Source organism: Bartonella phoceensis, from assembly GCF_902825145.1.
GTDB lineage: Bacteria > Pseudomonadota > Alphaproteobacteria > Rhizobiales > Rhizobiaceae > Bartonella > Bartonella phoceensis.
This window is the reverse complement of the sequence record NZ_CADEAD010000001.1, coordinates 360,116-377,642: the sequence shown is the minus strand read 5'-3', so window position 1 is coordinate 377,642 and position 17,527 is coordinate 360,116. Positions and strand designations below refer to the sequence as shown.

The window sequence follows — 17,527 nt, the reverse complement described above, 5'->3', positions numbered from 1 at the left end:
AATTCACTTTTACCATAATGTTCAAATAACAAAAGCACAATCTCCTACACTATCTATATCTATCCACGCAGAGCCTCGATAATAACAAATGCCTGTGCCCAAGGAAAATCATCCGTTATGCTCAGGTGAATGACTGCTTCATAATGGGGAGGCAATAACTTTTTTAATTGCACTTGTGCACGACCTGTTAGTCTCATGATCGGTTTGCCGGATGGTAAATTGACTACTCCCATGTCTTTCCAACCTACTCCACAAGCAATTCCTGTCCCCAAAGCCTTCGCACATGCTTCTTTGGCAGCGAATCTTTTGGCGTAAGAAGAAAATCTTTTTTGAAGATTTTCAGATTTAATCTGCTCCACGTCGGTAAAAATACGCTCAACAAAACGGTCGCCATAACGAATCAGCATTCTTTCAATACGTCTTATATCAACCAGATCATTTCCAAGACCAATGATCATACAGTATCACCCGAATTTCTTTGCCACAAACGCTTTTTTCTTATAATCTTTTGATATCGCTTTTGTTGAAAGCGAACGATTGCTCTATAAACACCTATATAAGATAAACCACCAAAGATAAAACCTAAAAGGGTACCACCTAAAATCATCGGCCGCATGATTGAGTCCCATGCTCCCTTAAAAAGCAGAGATGCATTTGACAATGTCAAGCCATTAAAAAGAGCACGAATTTGCGAAAGAGAAATCTCATTTACATTGCTAAAAAGCGATAAACAGAAATAACCTACCTTATAATCAGCCATAACAATCAACAAAAATGTAAGGGGATTAGAAAAAATCGTCCCAATAATTGATGCTGCAAAATTTGCGCGTAAAAGCCAAGAAAAAAATATTGCCAAAAAAATATGCATTCCAAAAAGGGGAGAACAAGCTAAAAAAATACCAATAGCAAACCCTAATGCAACTTTATGCGGCGTCGCTGATATACGTAAAATACGCTTACATATGTAAGCAAATGAGCGAGAAAATGAACGACGTGGCCATAACCAAAGTCGAATACGCTTTACAAAATCTACTGGTTCTCGACGACGAAAAAGCATTTAACTCTCAATTACATTTCATGATAATAAAATAATCCGCATGATTCAAATGAATTGCCCTAAGTTTTTGCACAAAAAAAAATAGAAAGACAATCAAATATTTCGACTTCCTGGCTTGATTGCTGGAAGTATTGCGAGTTCAGCAGGAAGTTCATCACTTGCATAAGATGCTATCTCATATTGAGCAAGTGAAATCAATGGAACTCCGACATCAACCTTACCCCCAGAACGATCAAGAATACATGCACTCGCTACCACATCTGCTCCTGCTGCAATCAAAGCCTCAACTGTTTCACGAATGGAAAGACCTGTTGTCACAATATCTTCAACAATCACAACTCGTTCACCCTTCTTCATCTCAAAACGACGCAACTCAAATGCACCGTTTACACGCTCTACCCACAGAGAAGGAATACCAAGATGACGTGAAGTCTCATAGGAGGGAATAAGGCCACCAATTGCGGGACCAACTATGTAATCAATTTTGCCCTCGACAGATCTTTTGATTTTTTCAGCCAATCCACGACAGAGCTTTTCCGTTAAGTCAGCGTGCATGAATACTTTCGCCTTCTGCATATAAATAGCACTATGACGACCTGATGTTAAAATAAAATGCCCTTCCAGAATAGCATCTGCTTGTTTAAAAATATCAATTACATCTTGTGTATTCATCGCAAAATCTCTCTTTTTCATCCGTGAACTCGCCGCACTGCACTAATCGAACCGGCCTCTTTTAACTGAGAAAAAATACGATTCAAATGTTTTAAATCCCAAACTTCTAAATCAATCATAATTTCCGTGAAATCTGGTGCTGTACGGATAAAAGATAAATTTTGTATATTGGCATCATTGGCAGAAATCACCTGCGTAATTTCTGCCAATGAACCAGGACTATTAACAGCCAAAATATTAATCCGAGCAGGGAAACGTTCATTCATTTGGGCATCAATATCCCAGCGGACATCAATCCATCGTTCTGGCTGATCATCATAAGCCATTAAAGCTGAAGACTGTATCGGATAAATAACAATTCCAGCACCTGGCTGCATGATGCCAACAATTCGATCTCCCGGTACTGCGCCTTCAGGAGAAAAGCGTACGGGAATATCACCACGTGTTCCTCGAATAGGTAATGCTTTGGATTGATACTTCTCTACCGTCGCATCCTTTTCATTTTCTGGAACTTTAAAAATCATACCTTGAGCATTTTCAATGTTAAACCAACCTTCTTCCCCTGGCCGAAAAGATGATTTTTGTACGACACGATGATCCTGATATTCAGGATAAACCGCCTTAATCACATCAGCAGAAAGTAATTCACCACGTCCAACAGCAGCCAATACATCTTCCACGTCTTTGCGTGCTAAACGTGGTAACACCTGCTTAAGAGCGTCTTTTGAAAATTGTCTTCCCATATACTCAAACGCACGCTCAAGTATACGATATCCCAAACCTGAATATTGTTTACGTACCGCTGCGCGGGTTGCTCGGCGAATGGCTGAGCGCGCTTTGCCTGTTACAACAAGAAATTCCCACGCTGCCGGTGGAATTTGAGCTTGTGAACGTATAATATCAACTTCATCACCATTTTTTAATTTCGTCATTAAAGGCATAATACGACCATTGATTTTTACTCCCACACAAGAATCACCAATATCCGTATGAACTGCGTAAGCAAAATCAATAGGGGTGGCGCCTTTTGGAAAAGCAATCAACCGGCCTTTGGGAGTAAAACAAAAAACTTGATCTTGAAAAAGCTCAAGCTTTGTATGTTCTAAAAACTCTTCCGGATTATCCCCATCTGACAAAGATTGAATTGTTTGACGTAACCATGCATAGGCATTGGTTTCGTTTGATAATTTTGAAGTCGAATAATTAGAACCGTGATCTTTATAAATGGAATGTGCGGCAACACCATATTCAGCAATTTCATCCATCGCAGCAGTTCTAATCTGCAACTCAACACGTTGCCTTGATGGCCCTACAATCGTTGTATGAAGGGAACGATAATCATTTTGCTTTGGTATAGAAATATAATCTTTAAAACGACCAGGTACCATTGGCCACGTAGTATGGATAACACCAAGAGCACGATAACAATCGTTCACTGTTTCAACAATGACACGAAATCCAAAAATATCAGACAATTGTTCAAAAGATAACGCCTTACTTTCCATTTTACGAAAAACTGAATAAGATTTTTTCTGACGGCTTTTAACATCTGCTTTAATGCCATTCTCGAAAAAAAGTTTTGTCAATTCATTTTCAATTCTAGAAAGTAAATCACGATTACGCCTTGATAATTCAGAAAGTCTATTGGTAATCGTTCGGTAACCTTCTGGATTTAAATAAAGGAAAGAGAGATCTTCTAACTCTTCGCGCATATCCTGCATACCCATGCGACCCGCAAGTGGCGCATAAATGTCCATTGTCTCCTCAGCAATTCGCCTACGCTTATCATCACGCATAACACCAAGGGTGCGCATGTTATGAAGACGATCAGCAAGTTTGACTAAAAGAACACGAACATCGTCAGAAATAGCGATAAGAAGTTTACGCAAATTCTCTGCCTGTACCGCTTTCTTCGATACAAGATCAAGCTTATTAAGTTTTGTGAGCCCTTCAACCAACTTACCAATTTCAGATCCGAAAAGCTGATCAATTTCTGCTCGTGTAGCACTCGTATCTTCAATTGTATCATGCAAAAGAGCGACGGCAATGGTTGCTTCATCCAGCCGCATATCTGTTAAAATAGCGGCTACTTCTAAAGGATGAGAAAAATAAAGATCACCCGAAGCACGTTTTTGATGACCATGCTTGCGCATTGCATAATCGTAGGCTCTATTTAACAGAGCCTCATCCACGTCAGACTTATAACGTTGAACACGCCCAACGAGCTCACACTGACGCATCATACGAGCATATCCTTTATCTTTTCACAAATCTAACCCTTATTGAATATGAACATTTCATCAATAAAAAATAAAAAAAACAACCACCCATCGGATGATAACGTATATTCGCTTCCGTAATATAAACTGATGCACTCAATAATCGTCACTCTTTTCCGGAACAACCAAACCTTCAATACCCGCTAAAAGTTCTTCTTCCGACATATGATCGAACGAACCACCTTCCTCTTCCGTTAATGCCCCAAAAACACCTTCAGCTTCACCTGAATGCGTAATAAATTCACTTGCTATTTCCGGCTCATCTACTTCCACATGTTTTTGCAACGAATGAATAAGATCTTCTTTCAAATCGGCAGGCGATAATGTCTCTTCTGCTATTTCACGTAAAGCAACTACTGGATTTTTATCATTATCACGATCAACCGTGATCTGCGCACCCTGTGAAATTTGACGCGCCCGATGCCCGGCTAAAAGCACCAACTCAAAGCGGTTATCAACCTTATCAACACAATCTTCTACCGTTACGCGGGCCATTTATGCCTCTTTCTTAAAGATTCAAAAATTTCATAATGAGTATAAAATATATACAATAAACAAAATAAAACACAAGAAAAACAATGCAAGATTTAATATTTTTTACTCAAAGAACGTATTAAAAATTTCTTAGAAGCTCTATACAAAGTGCATAGCCTCTTCAAATTTGTTATCAGTACCATTCTAAAATAAAAAGCTCCAAGAGTACTGAATTCAAACAGAAAATTACACTTACCGGTTTAAGCTCCTCTCTATCTTTAGAGAGTCCATTCTTTAAAATGATACCAACCATTCAAATTTATTAAAAAAATTTTTGTAACAACGATATTCCCATACATATTATTTATGATAATATCTTCATTGAAGATAAGAAATTTTATCGCATTAAACATCCTATTCATTCCTGTTTTATTCATCGAATAAATCACTAAGTAGATTGTCACTCTTTGGAAAATAATAGATAATAATTTCATGTTAAACTTCTGTTGTTAAGTAACACATTTGTATTCATCATGGTTGTTTACAAAAACGTGATCCGTCATATAGCCTATAAGTAATGCAAAAAAATTTATAAAAATGATGAATGCCTACCCATGAATCGCCAATCAACATCGCTTTGTCCAGAACCACCACAAAATTGTAATTTATGCCCACGTTTGCACAAGTTCATCTCCGACTGGCGTTTGAAAGAACCGGATTGGCATAATGCACCAGTGCGCCCATTTTTTCCTTATAAGGGTGCATCCACAACACGTCTTCTCGTTGTTGGTCTTGCTCCTGGATTACGTGGGGCAAACCGAACTGGACGCCCGTTCACTGGTGATTATGCTGGGCACTTACTTTATTCCACCTTAAAAAAGTATGGTTTTGCTCAAGGGACCTTTGAAGAAAGAGCCGACGACAATCTGAAATTGATTGATGTAGCAATTGTTAACTCAGTCCGTTGTGTTCCACCAGAAAATAAACCCACTGGTACAGAAATTAACACTTGCCGAACTTTTTTTTCGCCTCTTTTAACAAGTCTTCCTAAACTTAAAGCTGTTATCACCCTTGGCACTATTGCGCATCATTCAACACTACGCGCCCTTAATGCAAAAATTTTAGCCCATCCTTTCGGACATGGAGAGATAAACAACATTGGCAGATTACGCATCTTTTCAAGCTATCACTGTTCACGCTATAATACTAACACTGGCCGCTTAACAGACACTATGTTTCATCAAATCTTCGAAGCAGCAAAAACGTATCTTGACCAATGCTGAAATTTTCCAAGCATTCCTATAAAAGGAATACATAAATCGATCTTGTTATCCATATCTTTTTAAAAGCCTTGCTTTTGCACGTCCCCAATCGCGTTTCTTTTCGGTTTCACGCTTATCATGAAGCTTTTTCCCACGTGCCAGAGCAATTTCCAACTTAGCACGCCCTTTTTCATTGAAATAAAGTTTGAGAGGGACAAGGGTCATTCCTTCACGAGAAGTCGCGTTAAAAAAGCGTGCCATTTCACGTCTTGAAATTAATAACTTACGTAAACGACGTGGTTCATGGTTAAAACGATTAGCTTGCGTATATTCAGGAATATAGCTGTTCACTAACCATAATTCCCCATTTTCAAAGCTAGCATAACTCTCAGCAATATTCGCCTGATTGGAACGCAAAGATTTTACTTCCGCCCCCTGAAGTACGATACCAGCTTCAAGATTATTAAGAATTTCATAATTAAAACGAGCTTTACGATTGTCAGCAATTATTTTTCGTACTGGCGCATTCTTTTTTTTTTCATGGCTACCTTATATTATTTTATTCTTTAAGAAGACCTGCATAGCATAGAGCCTCATCAATAATCTTTTTTGTGGTATCTGCTAATGGAACAATCGGGGAACGAACAGTATTCCCACAAATCCCCAATTTTGCAACGGCATATTTAATACCTGCGGGACTGGGTTCAATAAAGACTGCACGATTAAGAGGCATCAGACGATCATTTAATTCTAGTGCCGTTTTATAATCACCACGTAAACAAGCAGCTTGAAGCTCTGCACAGAGTTTTGGAGCAACATTGGATGCGACCGAAATACACCCCACACCTCCATGCGCATTAAAACCTAATGCTGTACAATCATCACCGGAAAGCTGTATAAAATTCTTACCACACTTTTCACGTTGTTCACTCACACGCTCAATTTTGCTCGTCGCATCCTTAATACCAATGATATTTTTAAAATCTCGACAAAGATCTTTCATGGTTTCCACAGCCATATCAATAATAGAACGACCGGGAATATTATAAATGATAATAGGTATAGAAATAGCCCTCGCAATGGAAGAAAAATGCGTGTATAAACCGGCTTGATTAGGTTTGTTATAATAGGGTGTAACAACCAAAACAGCATCTGCACCTGCCTTTTGCGCATGTTGCGCAAGTTCTACAGCTTCACTTGTACTATTTGATCCTGCTCCAGCAATAACAGGAACACGCTTAGCAACCTGCTCAACACACAATTCTATAACTCTCTTATGTTCTTCATGACTTAAAGTTGGTGTTTCACCTGTCGTTCCAACAGGGCTTACACCATTAATACCTTGTACAATCTGCCACTCAACAAAATTGCAAAATGCCTTCTCATCGATAGCGCCCTTATCATTAAATGGTGTGATAAGCGCAGTTATAGCTCCCTTGAGCATGATAAACTCCCTATAATGTTCGCTTTTATTTTTTTAATAATCGCCTTATAAATTTAAATAGAGCATAATCTTGCTCTTTGATTGAAGCAAGATGGAATTTCACAATAGTTCCCTTAAGATTTAATATGTATCTCTTTCAATTCCGAACCTATTTTTTAAAGTACCAGCTTACATTAACGCGTTTTTCATGCTTCTGTTCTAAAAACTATTGAGTAATTTCAAAAAGTAAAATCTCAAGGTTTTTTCTTTATGCGTGCATTTTCTGCCCCCTTTTTTCTACAAACCTTTCCTGCACCTATACTGGCAACAACAATTTTATTTTCAAGTGCGTGCGCACAAACATCCCTCTTGCATGGGAAAGCACCAATCCCTTTAGTTCGCCCTACCGTCATAAAAAAGGAAGATCAAAAATCCCTTAGACAGCCTCACATAGCACCCCATAGTTCCCCTACATACAATAACAATTCCACTCTCAGGCAACTTAAAGCGGGTTTAGACGCGCTTTTCAATAACGATATTGCAAAAACAATAAGCCTTCGTAATTCACTAGAAAAAAATAGCCTTGATTATCATATTTTGACATGGGCTATAGGTATATCAAGTCAAACCAATATCCCAAGCTCTGAAATATTCAATGCAATCAAAGAGCTAGATGGATGGCCAGGCATAGACATTATGCAACGTAATGCTGAACGTGCTTTTATTAATGAAACCAATTTTACACATGTAATCCTCAAAAAATTTGCGCATCATTCTCCCCTAACAGCGCAAGGTATGGCTCTCTTCGCCAAAGCACTTATTGCAACTGGACAAACCGTTCGCGCTCAAAAAATCATTGCACCGTGGTGGCATAAAACAAAGCTCAATGCAAAAGAAGAAGAGCTTATTCTTAAAAATGCACATACTATATTAAAACCTATTGATCATTTGAAACGCATGCAATTTATGCTTTATAAGCATTACTTCGATTCAGCAGGACGCGTTGCAAAATTAGCCCATGCTCAATCGCTTTTTAATGCTTTTATGGCTGTTGAAAAAAATGATCCCAGAGCCACACAAAAATTGCGCGCTGTGGAGCGGTCATGGCAAAAAAATCCCCTCTTACAATTCGCTCAAATTCGTCATCTTCGACGAACTGGACAATATAGTTCAGCTGCAACACTCATGATGAACACATCAAAAGATGCATTAAAACTTATGAACCCTCACGCATTATGGAAAGAGCGACGCGCCCTTTCTCGCGAAATGCTTGATTTAAACAAACCTAAAATTGCTTATCAACTCGTTGCTACACACAATAGTATGACATCTTTATTAGCGGTTGATACTGAATTTCATGCAGGATGGTATGCACTCCGGTTTCTTCATGATGCTCAATTGGCAATGCACCATTTTTCACGTATCCCTCAATTATCTTCTTCACCTCTTTCTTTATCCCGTGGATACTATTGGATGGGACGAGCAGCAGAAATTCTAAGTGAACATAAAAATGCCCAAAATTATTTCCATCGGGCAGCCCGTTTTGGTACAACTTATTATGGTCAATTAGCAGCTGCACGACTGAACCAAAAAAAGCTCGAAATTTCTTTTCCCAAACCAACAGACTCTGAACGGCAACGCTTTAGTGCACGAGAAACCATTAGAGCGATTCAACGCCTTGAAGCGGCTGGCTATGCTAATCTTGCTAAATTTTTTTATAGAGAACTTGGCCAAAAAATAGAAAGCCCTGGCGAATTAGCTCTTTTAGCTGTGATGGCAGAAAAAAATGGTGACTACTATACCAGCCTCAAAATCGGAAAAACTGCTGTTTTTCAAGGTAAAAATGTTGGTGCACTTTCCCATCCTATAGGCGCGATACCAACCTCTGTTCATGTTGCTGCCATAGAACAAGCGCTTGTTTATGCTATTGCGCGACAAGAAAGTGAATTTAATCCAACAGCCATATCAAAAGCAGGTGCACAAGGCATACTCCAATTAATGCCATTGACAGCAAAAACTCTTGCCAAGAAATATTCGATCATATGGTCACCAAAAAAACTACGTAGTGATACCAGTTATAATACCACATTAGGGATCTATTTTCTCCGCGAACAACTGGAACGTTTTAACGGATCCTATATATTGACTCTTGCTAGTTATAATGCAGGTTCCCGTCGTGTCGATGAATGGATAAAACGCTATGGTGATCCTCGAAGGCAATCTCTTGATAAAGTCATCGACTGGATCGAACGAATTCCCTATACAGAAACACGTAATTATGTGATGCGTGTCATGGAAAATTATGGAGTTTACAAAGCAAGATTTACTGGAAAAACAGATATAAAAGCTGCTCTCCTTTCCGGCCAATGAGAGTCATACAATCTTGATCTACCTAAAGTTATTCATTCTTATTTTTCAACTCATAAACCGTAATATTGTGGCAATTGTAAATATAAAGTATGTGAAATTAACCGGAAAATTCGCGAAAATTAGCTAAATATCAAGGATACTCTGATAATTTTGTTCACTTTTGATGGCGGAGGAGGAGGAAAAGAGCCCACACGTTTAAGTACTGCCATAGCTAATCGATCAAGTTCTAGATCACCAGCGGAAACGATAACACGGCTGGAAAAAATACTCCCCTGCTCATGCACTCTAAACTCTAACTTTACTGTTCCTTTTGCACGACTGATCCGCTGTCCCACAATATATTTTTTTTGCCTTTCTAACTGCGCTTGTACCTTTGCTAACCACTCTACTAACAATGCATCCTCAAGTGTTGCGGCATCGCCACCTTGAGCAGTAATAGAAGAACGTACTGATTTTGTAGTAGAGCGCTTTACCACAGCCTTTGGCATTGGTATCGGTTTTCTGACGAGTACTTTATGTTCCACTTTTTGAGGCAGTGATTTTTCTAAAGATTTGAGAACCGCAAAATTATCTTTTTCTACAATATGCTGAGGCTCTTCCGGCCGAAGCTCATTCACTGCTTCTAATATATCTGACTCCCGTTCTAAAGGATCAAGTTGCATCTTTTCTAGATCTGTACCAACATTCGACAAATCTGTATCAATATCTAACAAATCCGCATCATTACCTGAATAGAGAGGCTCTTGTACAAAAGTTAACGTAATCGTAGATGAGAGCGTGTTATTGCTTACGCCAGTACTATAGAAATAAAACTGTGCTCCCAATACTATATGCAAAGAGAAAGCACAAATAAACCCTCCAATCCAAAGAGCTAATAACCGCCTTGTATTTGCAACAATCATAGTTTTCTACCGTTATTCTAGACTTAATATTGGTGTTAAACTTCATTAAAACAAGCTCTTTTTAAATTACAACTTTTTTCTTGACTGATTTTATCATGTTTAATATGGTCTCCTCGTGGTTTTGTGTACAATTCAAAACCATTTTTGCTTGGCGGGCTATTTGTAATTGGTGTGTCAAGCTTTTTTATATGAATAAAGTTTCAAGGTAGGGAGGGGTTTTAAAAAAAGGTTGTGATGTGTTATGCGAATAAGACAAAAGAATATCCATAAAAGTTGTGTGATTTTAAGTGCATTGTCGGTCTGTATACCTTCATTTGTTTTTGCACAAAACAGCGATAAAAACGCTGTAACTGAACTGAAACCGATTATTATTAAAGGAAAAAAAATAGAGGATTTTTCAGGTTCAGTGACCATTCTGACTAGTCGTAAAACCGCTAAGGATATTAGCGAAAAACAAGTAAGTGATGTTCATGATGTTAGTCGTCTTGATCCATCCATAACTTACAATACAAGCAATAGTAGTTTTATGCTTCGTGGTTTAGATGCGCAGCGTGTTCTCACAACAATGGATGGCATTACTCTTCCATGGGTTTCGGATATAATACGGGGAAACAGTGGAAATACAACGTTTGACTTTGATGCACTTTCTACACTTGATATTGTTCAAGGATCAGATTCTAGTCTTTATGGATCTGGTGCTCTGGGAGGAGTTGTTGCTTTACGCACCCTTAATCCTGAAGACCTTATTTCTGAAGGAAAGAAATGGGGGAGCCTTATAAAAAGTAGTTATCACTCTGTTGATAACAGTTGGCGTGTAAGTCAAGCTTTTGCTGTGCGTAATTATGAAACATTCTTACTTTTCCAAGGGTCTTATATGGAAGGCCATGAACGCAAAAATATGGGAACCGTAAACGGTTATGCAGAACGTACACGTAAAAATCCAGCCAATTTTGACAAAAGTAATTTGCTATTTAAAATTCATCAATACTTTGATGATAACCACCGACTTGATTTTACAGCAGAACGTTTTGGCGATAGTAGGAATACGCATTCGCTAAATGCATCAGCAAGGTATGCCCCAGGTTCTGTTTATGACCAGGATAATAAGCGCCGTGAGCGTTTGTCCATTTCCTATAACTATAGCGGCAATAAAGATACATTCCTTGATGCATTTCGTGGGCAGATTTATTGGCAAAGACAGTTGAATAATCACACTATGCATGGATTTCGTATTAAGGCACCAGAAGGAGATTATTTAAGAGATAATTTAGTACGTGATACCAGTTATGGTCTTAATGCTTATGCTCTCAAAACAGTAAATATTGGTTCGGGAAGTCATACATTAAAGCTTGCTACGAATATTTTATCTTCTAAATTTCATCATTATATGTTTGGTAAAGACAGTTGCCATTTAAAGGAAAATGCGCATGCGTGTGCTTTTTTACCTGCTAATCGATCAGATTCACCGGACACGGATAGCTATAGTGTTGGTTTAGTTCTCGAAGATGAGGTCGGTTTAGCTGATAATCGTTTCCGTATAACACCAGGGGTTCGTTATGATTGGTATAAATATACCCCTCAAAAAACCTTGTCTTATGAAAAAGCACTCATTTCCGACAAATCCCCCCCTGAAAGGAGTGGTTCGCGTTTTTCTCCTAAATTACGTGTAGAGTGGGATGTTTATGATCAAGTGACATTCTATGCTCAATGGGCACAAGCTTTTCGCGCACCACGTGCTCCAGAACTCTACCTTTCCTACATCAAGCCTCCCTTTTATTATGTGAAAGGGAACCCTGATCTTAAATCAGAAACAAGCAATGGATATGATGTTGGCATACGATATGGAAATGCGAATTTTGGTGGTTCATTAAATGCTTTTGCTAATCAGTATAAAAACTTTATAGATACCATGGATAAAGGCCCATCAGAGGAGTTTAGGTTTGCACGTCAGCATTATATGAACCGTTCGCGCGTACGTATTTTGGGTGCTTCAGCAAAGGTATATTTATCCCTTTACAATGGGTTCCATGGTGATGTCGCCCTTGCTTATTCACAAGGAAAAGATCTTGACAAAAATGAATATCTTAACTCTATCCCACCGTTGAAAGCAGTTATCGGGTTAGGATATACAAAAGCCACTTGGGGAATAGATGCTATACTTACTTTAGCGGCCAAACGTAATAAAGTTGCTGAAGGATCTGATAACCAGAAAATCCCGGGATATAATACTGTTGATATGTTAGGTTGGTGGAAGCCATTTGGTGAAAAGGGACCAACTGTAAGAGCAGGTGTTTATAACCTTTTCAATGAAAAATACTGGAATGTGTCAGACCTTCCTTCTGGAAAAAGTACAGTACCGGTAGATTATTATAGCCAACCTGGTCGTAACTTTAAAGTATCGTTTGTGCAAAAGTTTTAATTACTTCTGTTAACTATTAGACCAGTAAAAAGTTTTATCGATAAAGGGGAGCGTTATTGCGTTTTTGTTCTTTAAACTACGAGGATTTGAAAGGGAATCTTTAATTGCTTCTGATTTATCGATTTTTGGTTGTTCTGCTGTTGGCAATAGATGGCTTATTTATGATGGGTTGAGCTGTTCGTCGAGAGTGGTTCAACCCAGTGCCTTCGGATTATGTAATTTTAAAAATTAACCCTCTAAAAATAACATAAGGAAAGTCTATGTCATATACAGCCGAAATGATTATTCGTTTGCGTGAAGAAAAAAAGGGGGTGCGGAATCGTGATTTTGCAGTCTCTATTGGTATATCTGAAGCAGAACTTGTTGCTGCTTATTGTACAATAGGAAAAGCGAGAAGACTACAAACTGATGTTGCTACTCTGCTCGAGGCCGCTCCTCGTCTTGGAAAAATTATGGCATTAACGCGTAATGAATATGCTGTTCATGAAATGACAGGGTGTTTTGAAAAAGTTGTTCAAAGCCAACATACCCCTATCACGCTTGGTGAAATTGATTTACGTATTTTCTCAAGACAATGGAAATTTGGTTTTGAATATGATGTAATTATTCTTGGAAAGCCTACGAAAAGTTTGCAATTTTTTGATCAATATGGTGTTGCTATTTTTAAGCTCTATTCCAAAGATGCTACAAACATGGAAGAATGGAATAAACTTGTTGAGAAGTTGCTTCATGAAGAGCAATCGCCTGTTCTTGATATCCTTCCTGCTCCTTTTCCAATTCAATCTGATACGGCAGAATTGGATATTGAACAATTCCGGAACCGTTGGCGAAATATGACCGATGTACATCAACTCCATAGGATTATTTCTGAATTTAAAATTAGTCGCCGTGATGCTGTGAAATATGCTGGCAATGAATTCGCCGATGAATTAAAGGTAGAAGCTGTTGAAATACTGCTTCACCAAATTGCAGAGCAGGAAGTGCCTATTATGTGTTTTATTGGGAATAGGGGATGTATCCAAATTTTCAGTGGAAAAGTAAAGAATATTAAGCAAATGGGGCCATGGATTAATATTCTTGATCACAAGTTTGATATGCATTTACTCCTTGCTGGTATTGATAATGTATGGTGTGTTCGCAAACCTGTCAGCGATGGTTATGTCAGTTCACTTGAAGCTTTCGATAAAAATGGTGAAATGGTTATTCAGTTCTTTGGTATGCGAAAGGAAGGCCAAAAAGAACGTGAAGATTGGCGCTCATTATTGAGTGGTCTTCCTCTATGTCAAAAGCAATAATCGCTTAGAGAGGTAAATTAGGGTATGATTACACTTTTTTTGCATAGATTGCTAAGCATCCTTTTTGTTTTTATATTGCTTTTTTTTTCTACTTTTTCTCAACAAGTGATCGCTGAACCTACAGCGCACTTCTCTGAAAATGCACGGATCGTCTCTATTGGTGGTTCTCTTACAGAAATTATTTATGAATTAGGAGCTCAAGATCAGCTTGTCGCTCGTGACAGTACAAGTGTTTATCCACAAGACGCACTCAAACTTCCTGTGCTTGGATATATGCGTGCTCTTTCACCTGAAGGTGTTTTATCACGTGCTCCAGAGGGTATATTGATTATTGAAGGCAGTGGCCCTGCTTCAACGATTGATATTCTAAAAAAAACTTCGATTCCTATAATCATCGTGCCCGAAAACTACTCTCGTGAAAGTGTGTTAGAAAAAGTTCGTATCGTTGGCAGGGCCGTTCATCGAGAAAAGCAAGCAGATATACTCATTAAAAAGTTAAGCCGTAACTTTGTAGATAATGATGTGCTTTTGGAAAAAGTGACAAAACCAAAGCGCGTTCTTTGTATTCTATCTGTGCAAAATGGGCGCATTATGGCATCTGGAACCGGTACAGCTGCTGATGGCATGATAAAACTTTCAGGTGGCATCAATGCCATCACTAATTATAAAGGATATAAACTCCTAAATAGTGAAGCATTATTGGAAGCAAATCCTGATGTTATTTTACTTGCGAATTATGGTGAAAAATCAACTGCTCTTGAGAAGGTTTTGGCTATACCAGCAGTTCAAGCAACAAATGCAGCAAAAAATCATGCTATTAAACAGATGGATGCTATGTATCTTTTAGGATTTGGTCCACGCACTGGAGATGCATCGAGAGAACTTATTAATATATTTTATGGTGCAAACCAAAATGGTAAGAGCTGATAAATATGGGAGATAGTCCATCTATAGTGTATGAATCTGAACCAAAAGAGAAGAAAAAAGTAAACCGCGCAAATTTGAGAAAGGTTGTATTGTTAAGTCTTATCATATTCCTTATCCTCAGTATTTTTAATGGACTTTTGAATGGTGCTTCGGATGTTTCTTTCTTTGGTTTTTTTCACACAATGCTTACGCAAGATTTTTCAATGAGTAGTAAAACGCGTGATTATCTTATACTTGTCGACATTAGACTTCCTCGTGTTCTTTTGGGGTTACTAATTGGGTCATCTTTAGCTGTCTCTGGTGTTCTTATGCAGGGACTTTTTCGTAATCCTCTTGCAGATCCTGGAATTGTAGGCGTTTCAGCAGGTGCAGGCCTTGGCGCTGTTTTAGCAATTGTTATCGGGATTACTTTTCCAGTTTCATTGGCACCTTTTCTAGAGCCTTATAAAGTTATCATAGGCGCCTTTTTTGGTGGTCTTCTCTCAACAATTGTTCTTTATACAATAGCAACACATCATAATTTTACTTCTATTGCAACAATGCTTCTTGCAGGTATTGCTCTTGCTTCTTTAAGCAGTGCTGTTGTGGGAACACTTATTTTTGTCGCAAATGACCAACAGTTACGTGATATTACTTTTTGGAATCTTGGCTCTCTTGCTGGTGCTACATGGTTGAAAGTTTGGCTTATTCTCCCTTTTATCTGTATTGGTCTTCTTTTTTCACCTCTTTTATCACGAGCGCTTAATGCTATGGCTCTTGGAGAAGCTGTTGCTGGCCATATTGGTTTCCATATTCAACGGATTAAAAATATTGCTATTTTCCTTGTTGCCTTTATGTGTGGTAGTGCCGTTGCCGTTAGTGGTGGCATTGGTTTTGTTGGTATTGTTGTTCCACATATTTTACGTCAGTTGATTGGTCCCGATCACTGTTATCTTATTCCCTGTTCTGCGCTTTTGGGCGCAGCATTGCTTATTTTTGCTGACACCTTTGCACGTTTAATTGTCGCCCCTGCAGAATTACCGATTGGAATTGTGACAGCGCTTTTCGGTGCCCCTTTTTTTCTTTGGATCCTCATATGCAAAAGAGGAATTAATTTTTCATGATCGAGGCAATCAATATTAGCGTTCAACGCGGAAAAAAGCAGATTCTTAACAATATTAACCTTCACGCTAAAAGTGGGGTTCTTACCGTCATTATTGGTCCTAATGGATCTGGGAAAAGTACTTTTGTCAAAGCGCTAAGTGGGGAGCTTTCTTATAGTGGAAAAATGACCTTAAATGGTTATGATGTTAGCCAAACAAAAAACTGTACAATGGCGAAGATGCGCGCAGTGCTACCGCAATCAACAATGCTAACATTTCCATTCTTAGTCCATGAAGTGGTTGCACTTGGTCTCTCTGTAAGCCTATTGACCATTTCCAAAATTGAACTACAAGATCTTATTCAAAGAGCTTTAGAACGCGTCGGTCTTGCTGATTATGGCGATCGATACTATCACCAATTATCAGGTGGAGAACAGGCCAGGGTGCAACTTGCACGTGTTCTTTGCCAAATATGGGACCCAGTTTATCATGGAGTTTCTCGTTGGATGATATTAGATGAACCTACTGCTAGCCTTGATATTCAACATCAGCTTGTTGTTATGGATATTGCCAAAAATTATGCCCGTTGTGGTGGTAGCGTTCTTGCCGTTCTCCATGATCTCAACCTCGCCTCACATTATGCGGATAAAATGATATTACTAAAACAAGGAGAAATTTACTGCCAGGGTAGTGCTTCTACCGTCTTGACAACACAAAATCTACATGATGTTTACAACTGTGCTTTAATCGTTTCTGAATTACCTAAAGCAGATATTCCATTTATACTGCCTCAAACAGCATCATGCCCATGAAATAGCACGTACTTTCTTAAGAAGCTGTTTGCATAAATCAAAGCTTTAAAATATATAAAAAATAAAACACACAGATATATTCCTGAGTCATTTCATTTTTAAATGAATTCTCTTTTGTATCATAATATGGTCATTTCTTGAAAGAAGACTCATGTTTCCACAGAAACTCAGAAAAATGCCTATTCTCACGAACCTTCAAGATTTTACTTAATAGAAACATTCAAGATCTTCTTGTGCTCGCATGTCTTATTTTCATGAGATATATAACAATAGCAATTATTCTTCGTATCAAACAAATTTTAAAAATTTTTTCTGGCTTCCATACACAACCCATCATGTTTTTCTTTACACGCAGATACCTCTTGATATATATTTCGTTTCATTAAGTTTTTTCCTGAAGAATTTTTTCAGATCAATACCATCACCCTTTTGTGCTGCCTATTCGTAGTCTGGTGCCCTATAGATTAGAAAGCATCCAATAGAGTAAATTCATACGTTTCAACTTAATTTGAGAATAAAATCCTTTAATTTGGAAATAAATATCCTCAATATA

14 protein-coding genes and 1 pseudogene are annotated in these 17,527 nt (G+C 38.3%); 7 read left to right on the top strand and 8 right to left on the bottom strand.

Features of this window, described 5'->3' with window-relative positions; translation table 11 throughout:
* Positions 1 to 59: 59 nt before the first annotated feature.
* The 5 genes from acpS to rpoZ form a co-directional block, all read right to left on the bottom strand.
* Positions 60 to 458, bottom strand: coding sequence for a holo-ACP synthase (acpS, locus tag J7R07_RS01715; protein WP_208435201.1), 399 nt, complete (start codon positions 456 to 458; stop codon positions 60 to 62).
* The gene (locus J7R07_RS01710; protein WP_208435200.1) at positions 455 to 1,057 is read right to left on the bottom strand and encodes a DUF2062 domain-containing protein; all 603 of its coding nucleotides are present in this window, start codon (positions 1,055 to 1,057) and stop codon (positions 455 to 457) included. Before J7R07_RS01710 ends, acpS begins: the two co-directional genes overlap by 4 nt.
* 93 nt (positions 1,058 to 1,150) lie before the next feature.
* Positions 1,151 to 1,729, bottom strand: a complete 579-nt coding sequence (gene pyrE, locus J7R07_RS01705; protein WP_208435199.1) for an orotate phosphoribosyltransferase — start codon at positions 1,727 to 1,729, stop codon at positions 1,151 to 1,153.
* 17 nt (positions 1,730 to 1,746) lie between these two features.
* A complete protein-coding gene (locus J7R07_RS01700) occupies positions 1,747 to 3,972 on the bottom strand; it encodes a RelA/SpoT family protein (protein ID WP_208435198.1) in 2,226 nt (741 codons plus the stop codon).
* 132 nt (positions 3,973 to 4,104) lie between these two features.
* A complete protein-coding gene (gene rpoZ, locus J7R07_RS01695; RefSeq protein WP_208435197.1) occupies positions 4,105 to 4,503 on the bottom strand; it encodes a DNA-directed RNA polymerase subunit omega in 399 nt (132 codons plus the stop codon).
* A 593-nt stretch (positions 4,504 to 5,096) separates the two neighbouring features.
* On the opposite strand from rpoZ, the gene J7R07_RS01690 reads away from it, so the two are divergent.
* Positions 5,097 to 5,765: a uracil-DNA glycosylase gene (locus J7R07_RS01690; protein WP_208435196.1), complete on the top strand. Its 669-nt coding sequence runs from the start codon at positions 5,097 to 5,099 to the stop codon at positions 5,763 to 5,765.
* Positions 5,766 to 5,810: 45 nt separating this feature from the next.
* Here J7R07_RS01690 and smpB read toward each other — a convergent pair.
* Both smpB and dapA read right to left on the bottom strand, forming a co-directional pair.
* Positions 5,811 to 6,281 (bottom strand): annotated as a pseudogene (smpB, locus tag J7R07_RS01685) (SsrA-binding protein SmpB); the annotation flags it as partial.
* Between the two features lie 22 nt (positions 6,282 to 6,303).
* Positions 6,304 to 7,188 carry a 4-hydroxy-tetrahydrodipicolinate synthase gene (gene dapA, locus J7R07_RS01680; protein ID WP_208435195.1) on the bottom strand — a complete coding sequence of 295 codons (885 nt, stop codon included), beginning with the start codon at positions 7,186 to 7,188 and terminating at the stop codon, positions 6,304 to 6,306.
* A 249-nt stretch (positions 7,189 to 7,437) separates the two neighbouring features.
* Between dapA and J7R07_RS01675 the strand changes: the two genes are divergently transcribed.
* Entirely contained in the window at positions 7,438 to 9,537 is a 2,100-nt protein-coding gene (locus tag J7R07_RS01675) for a lytic transglycosylase domain-containing protein (protein ID WP_208435194.1), read from the top strand.
* Positions 9,538 to 9,656: 119 nt separating this feature from the next.
* On the opposite strand, the gene J7R07_RS01670 is transcribed toward J7R07_RS01675, so the two are convergent.
* The gene (locus J7R07_RS01670; RefSeq protein ID WP_208435193.1) at positions 9,657 to 10,439 is read right to left on the bottom strand and encodes an energy transducer TonB family protein; all 783 of its coding nucleotides are present in this window, start codon (positions 10,437 to 10,439) and stop codon (positions 9,657 to 9,659) included.
* Between the two features lie 241 nt (positions 10,440 to 10,680).
* Here J7R07_RS01670 and J7R07_RS01665 point away from each other — a divergent pair, with 241 nt between their 5' ends.
* The 5 genes from J7R07_RS01665 (at position 10,681) to J7R07_RS01645 (ending at position 16,974) form a co-directional block, all read left to right on the top strand.
* A complete protein-coding gene (locus J7R07_RS01665) occupies positions 10,681 to 12,858 on the top strand; it encodes a TonB-dependent hemoglobin/transferrin/lactoferrin family receptor (protein ID WP_208435192.1) in 2,178 nt (725 codons plus the stop codon).
* A 260-nt stretch (positions 12,859 to 13,118) separates the two neighbouring features.
* Entirely contained in the window at positions 13,119 to 14,153 is a 1,035-nt protein-coding gene (locus J7R07_RS01660; protein ID WP_208435191.1) for a hemin-degrading factor, read from the top strand.
* 24 nt (positions 14,154 to 14,177) lie between these two features.
* Positions 14,178 to 15,080 carry a heme/hemin ABC transporter substrate-binding protein gene (locus J7R07_RS01655; RefSeq protein WP_208435190.1) on the top strand — a complete coding sequence of 301 codons (903 nt, stop codon included), beginning with the start codon at positions 14,178 to 14,180 and terminating at the stop codon, positions 15,078 to 15,080.
* 5 nt (positions 15,081 to 15,085) lie between these two features.
* A complete protein-coding gene (locus J7R07_RS01650) occupies positions 15,086 to 16,183 on the top strand; it encodes a FecCD family ABC transporter permease (protein ID WP_208435189.1) in 1,098 nt (365 codons plus the stop codon).
* Positions 16,180 to 16,974 (top strand): heme ABC transporter ATP-binding protein, encoded by a 795-nt coding sequence (locus tag J7R07_RS01645; protein ID WP_208435188.1) that lies wholly within the window; start codon positions 16,180 to 16,182, stop codon positions 16,972 to 16,974. The genes J7R07_RS01650 and J7R07_RS01645 overlap by 4 nt, the downstream gene beginning before the upstream one ends.
* The last annotated feature ends 553 nt before the right edge of the window (positions 16,975 to 17,527 follow it).

What these genes read in the sequence shown, in the direction of transcription:
- acpS (WP_208435201.1), bottom strand. Translation starts at nt 458, where the DNA reads ATGATCATTGGTCTTGGAAATGATCTGGTTGATATAAGACGTATTGAA.
- J7R07_RS01645 (WP_208435188.1), top strand. Translation starts at nt 16,180, where the DNA reads ATGATCGAGGCAATCAATATTAGCGTTCAACGCGGAAAAAAGCAGATT.
- J7R07_RS01650 (WP_208435189.1), top strand. Translation starts at nt 15,086, where the DNA reads ATGGGAGATAGTCCATCTATAGTGTATGAATCTGAACCAAAAGAGAAG.
- J7R07_RS01675 (WP_208435194.1), top strand. Translation starts at nt 7,438, where the DNA reads ATGCGTGCATTTTCTGCCCCCTTTTTTCTACAAACCTTTCCTGCACCT.
- J7R07_RS01690 (WP_208435196.1), top strand. Translation starts at nt 5,097, where the DNA reads ATGAATCGCCAATCAACATCGCTTTGTCCAGAACCACCACAAAATTGT.
- J7R07_RS01710 (WP_208435200.1), bottom strand. Translation starts at nt 1,057, where the DNA reads ATGCTTTTTCGTCGTCGAGAACCAGTAGATTTTGTAAAGCGTATTCGA.
- J7R07_RS01655 (WP_208435190.1), top strand. Translation starts at nt 14,178, where the DNA reads ATGATTACACTTTTTTTGCATAGATTGCTAAGCATCCTTTTTGTTTTT.
- J7R07_RS01665 (WP_208435192.1), top strand. Translation starts at nt 10,681, where the DNA reads ATGCGAATAAGACAAAAGAATATCCATAAAAGTTGTGTGATTTTAAGT.
- J7R07_RS01700 (WP_208435198.1), bottom strand. Translation starts at nt 3,972, where the DNA reads ATGATGCGTCAGTGTGAGCTCGTTGGGCGTGTTCAACGTTATAAGTCT.
- pyrE (WP_208435199.1), bottom strand. Translation starts at nt 1,729, where the DNA reads ATGAATACACAAGATGTAATTGATATTTTTAAACAAGCAGATGCTATT.
- J7R07_RS01660 (WP_208435191.1), top strand. Translation starts at nt 13,119, where the DNA reads ATGTCATATACAGCCGAAATGATTATTCGTTTGCGTGAAGAAAAAAAG.
- dapA (WP_208435195.1), bottom strand. Translation starts at nt 7,188, where the DNA reads ATGCTCAAGGGAGCTATAACTGCGCTTATCACACCATTTAATGATAAG.
- rpoZ (WP_208435197.1), bottom strand. Translation starts at nt 4,503, where the DNA reads ATGGCCCGCGTAACGGTAGAAGATTGTGTTGATAAGGTTGATAACCGC.
- J7R07_RS01670 (WP_208435193.1), bottom strand. Translation starts at nt 10,439, where the DNA reads ATGATTGTTGCAAATACAAGGCGGTTATTAGCTCTTTGGATTGGAGGG.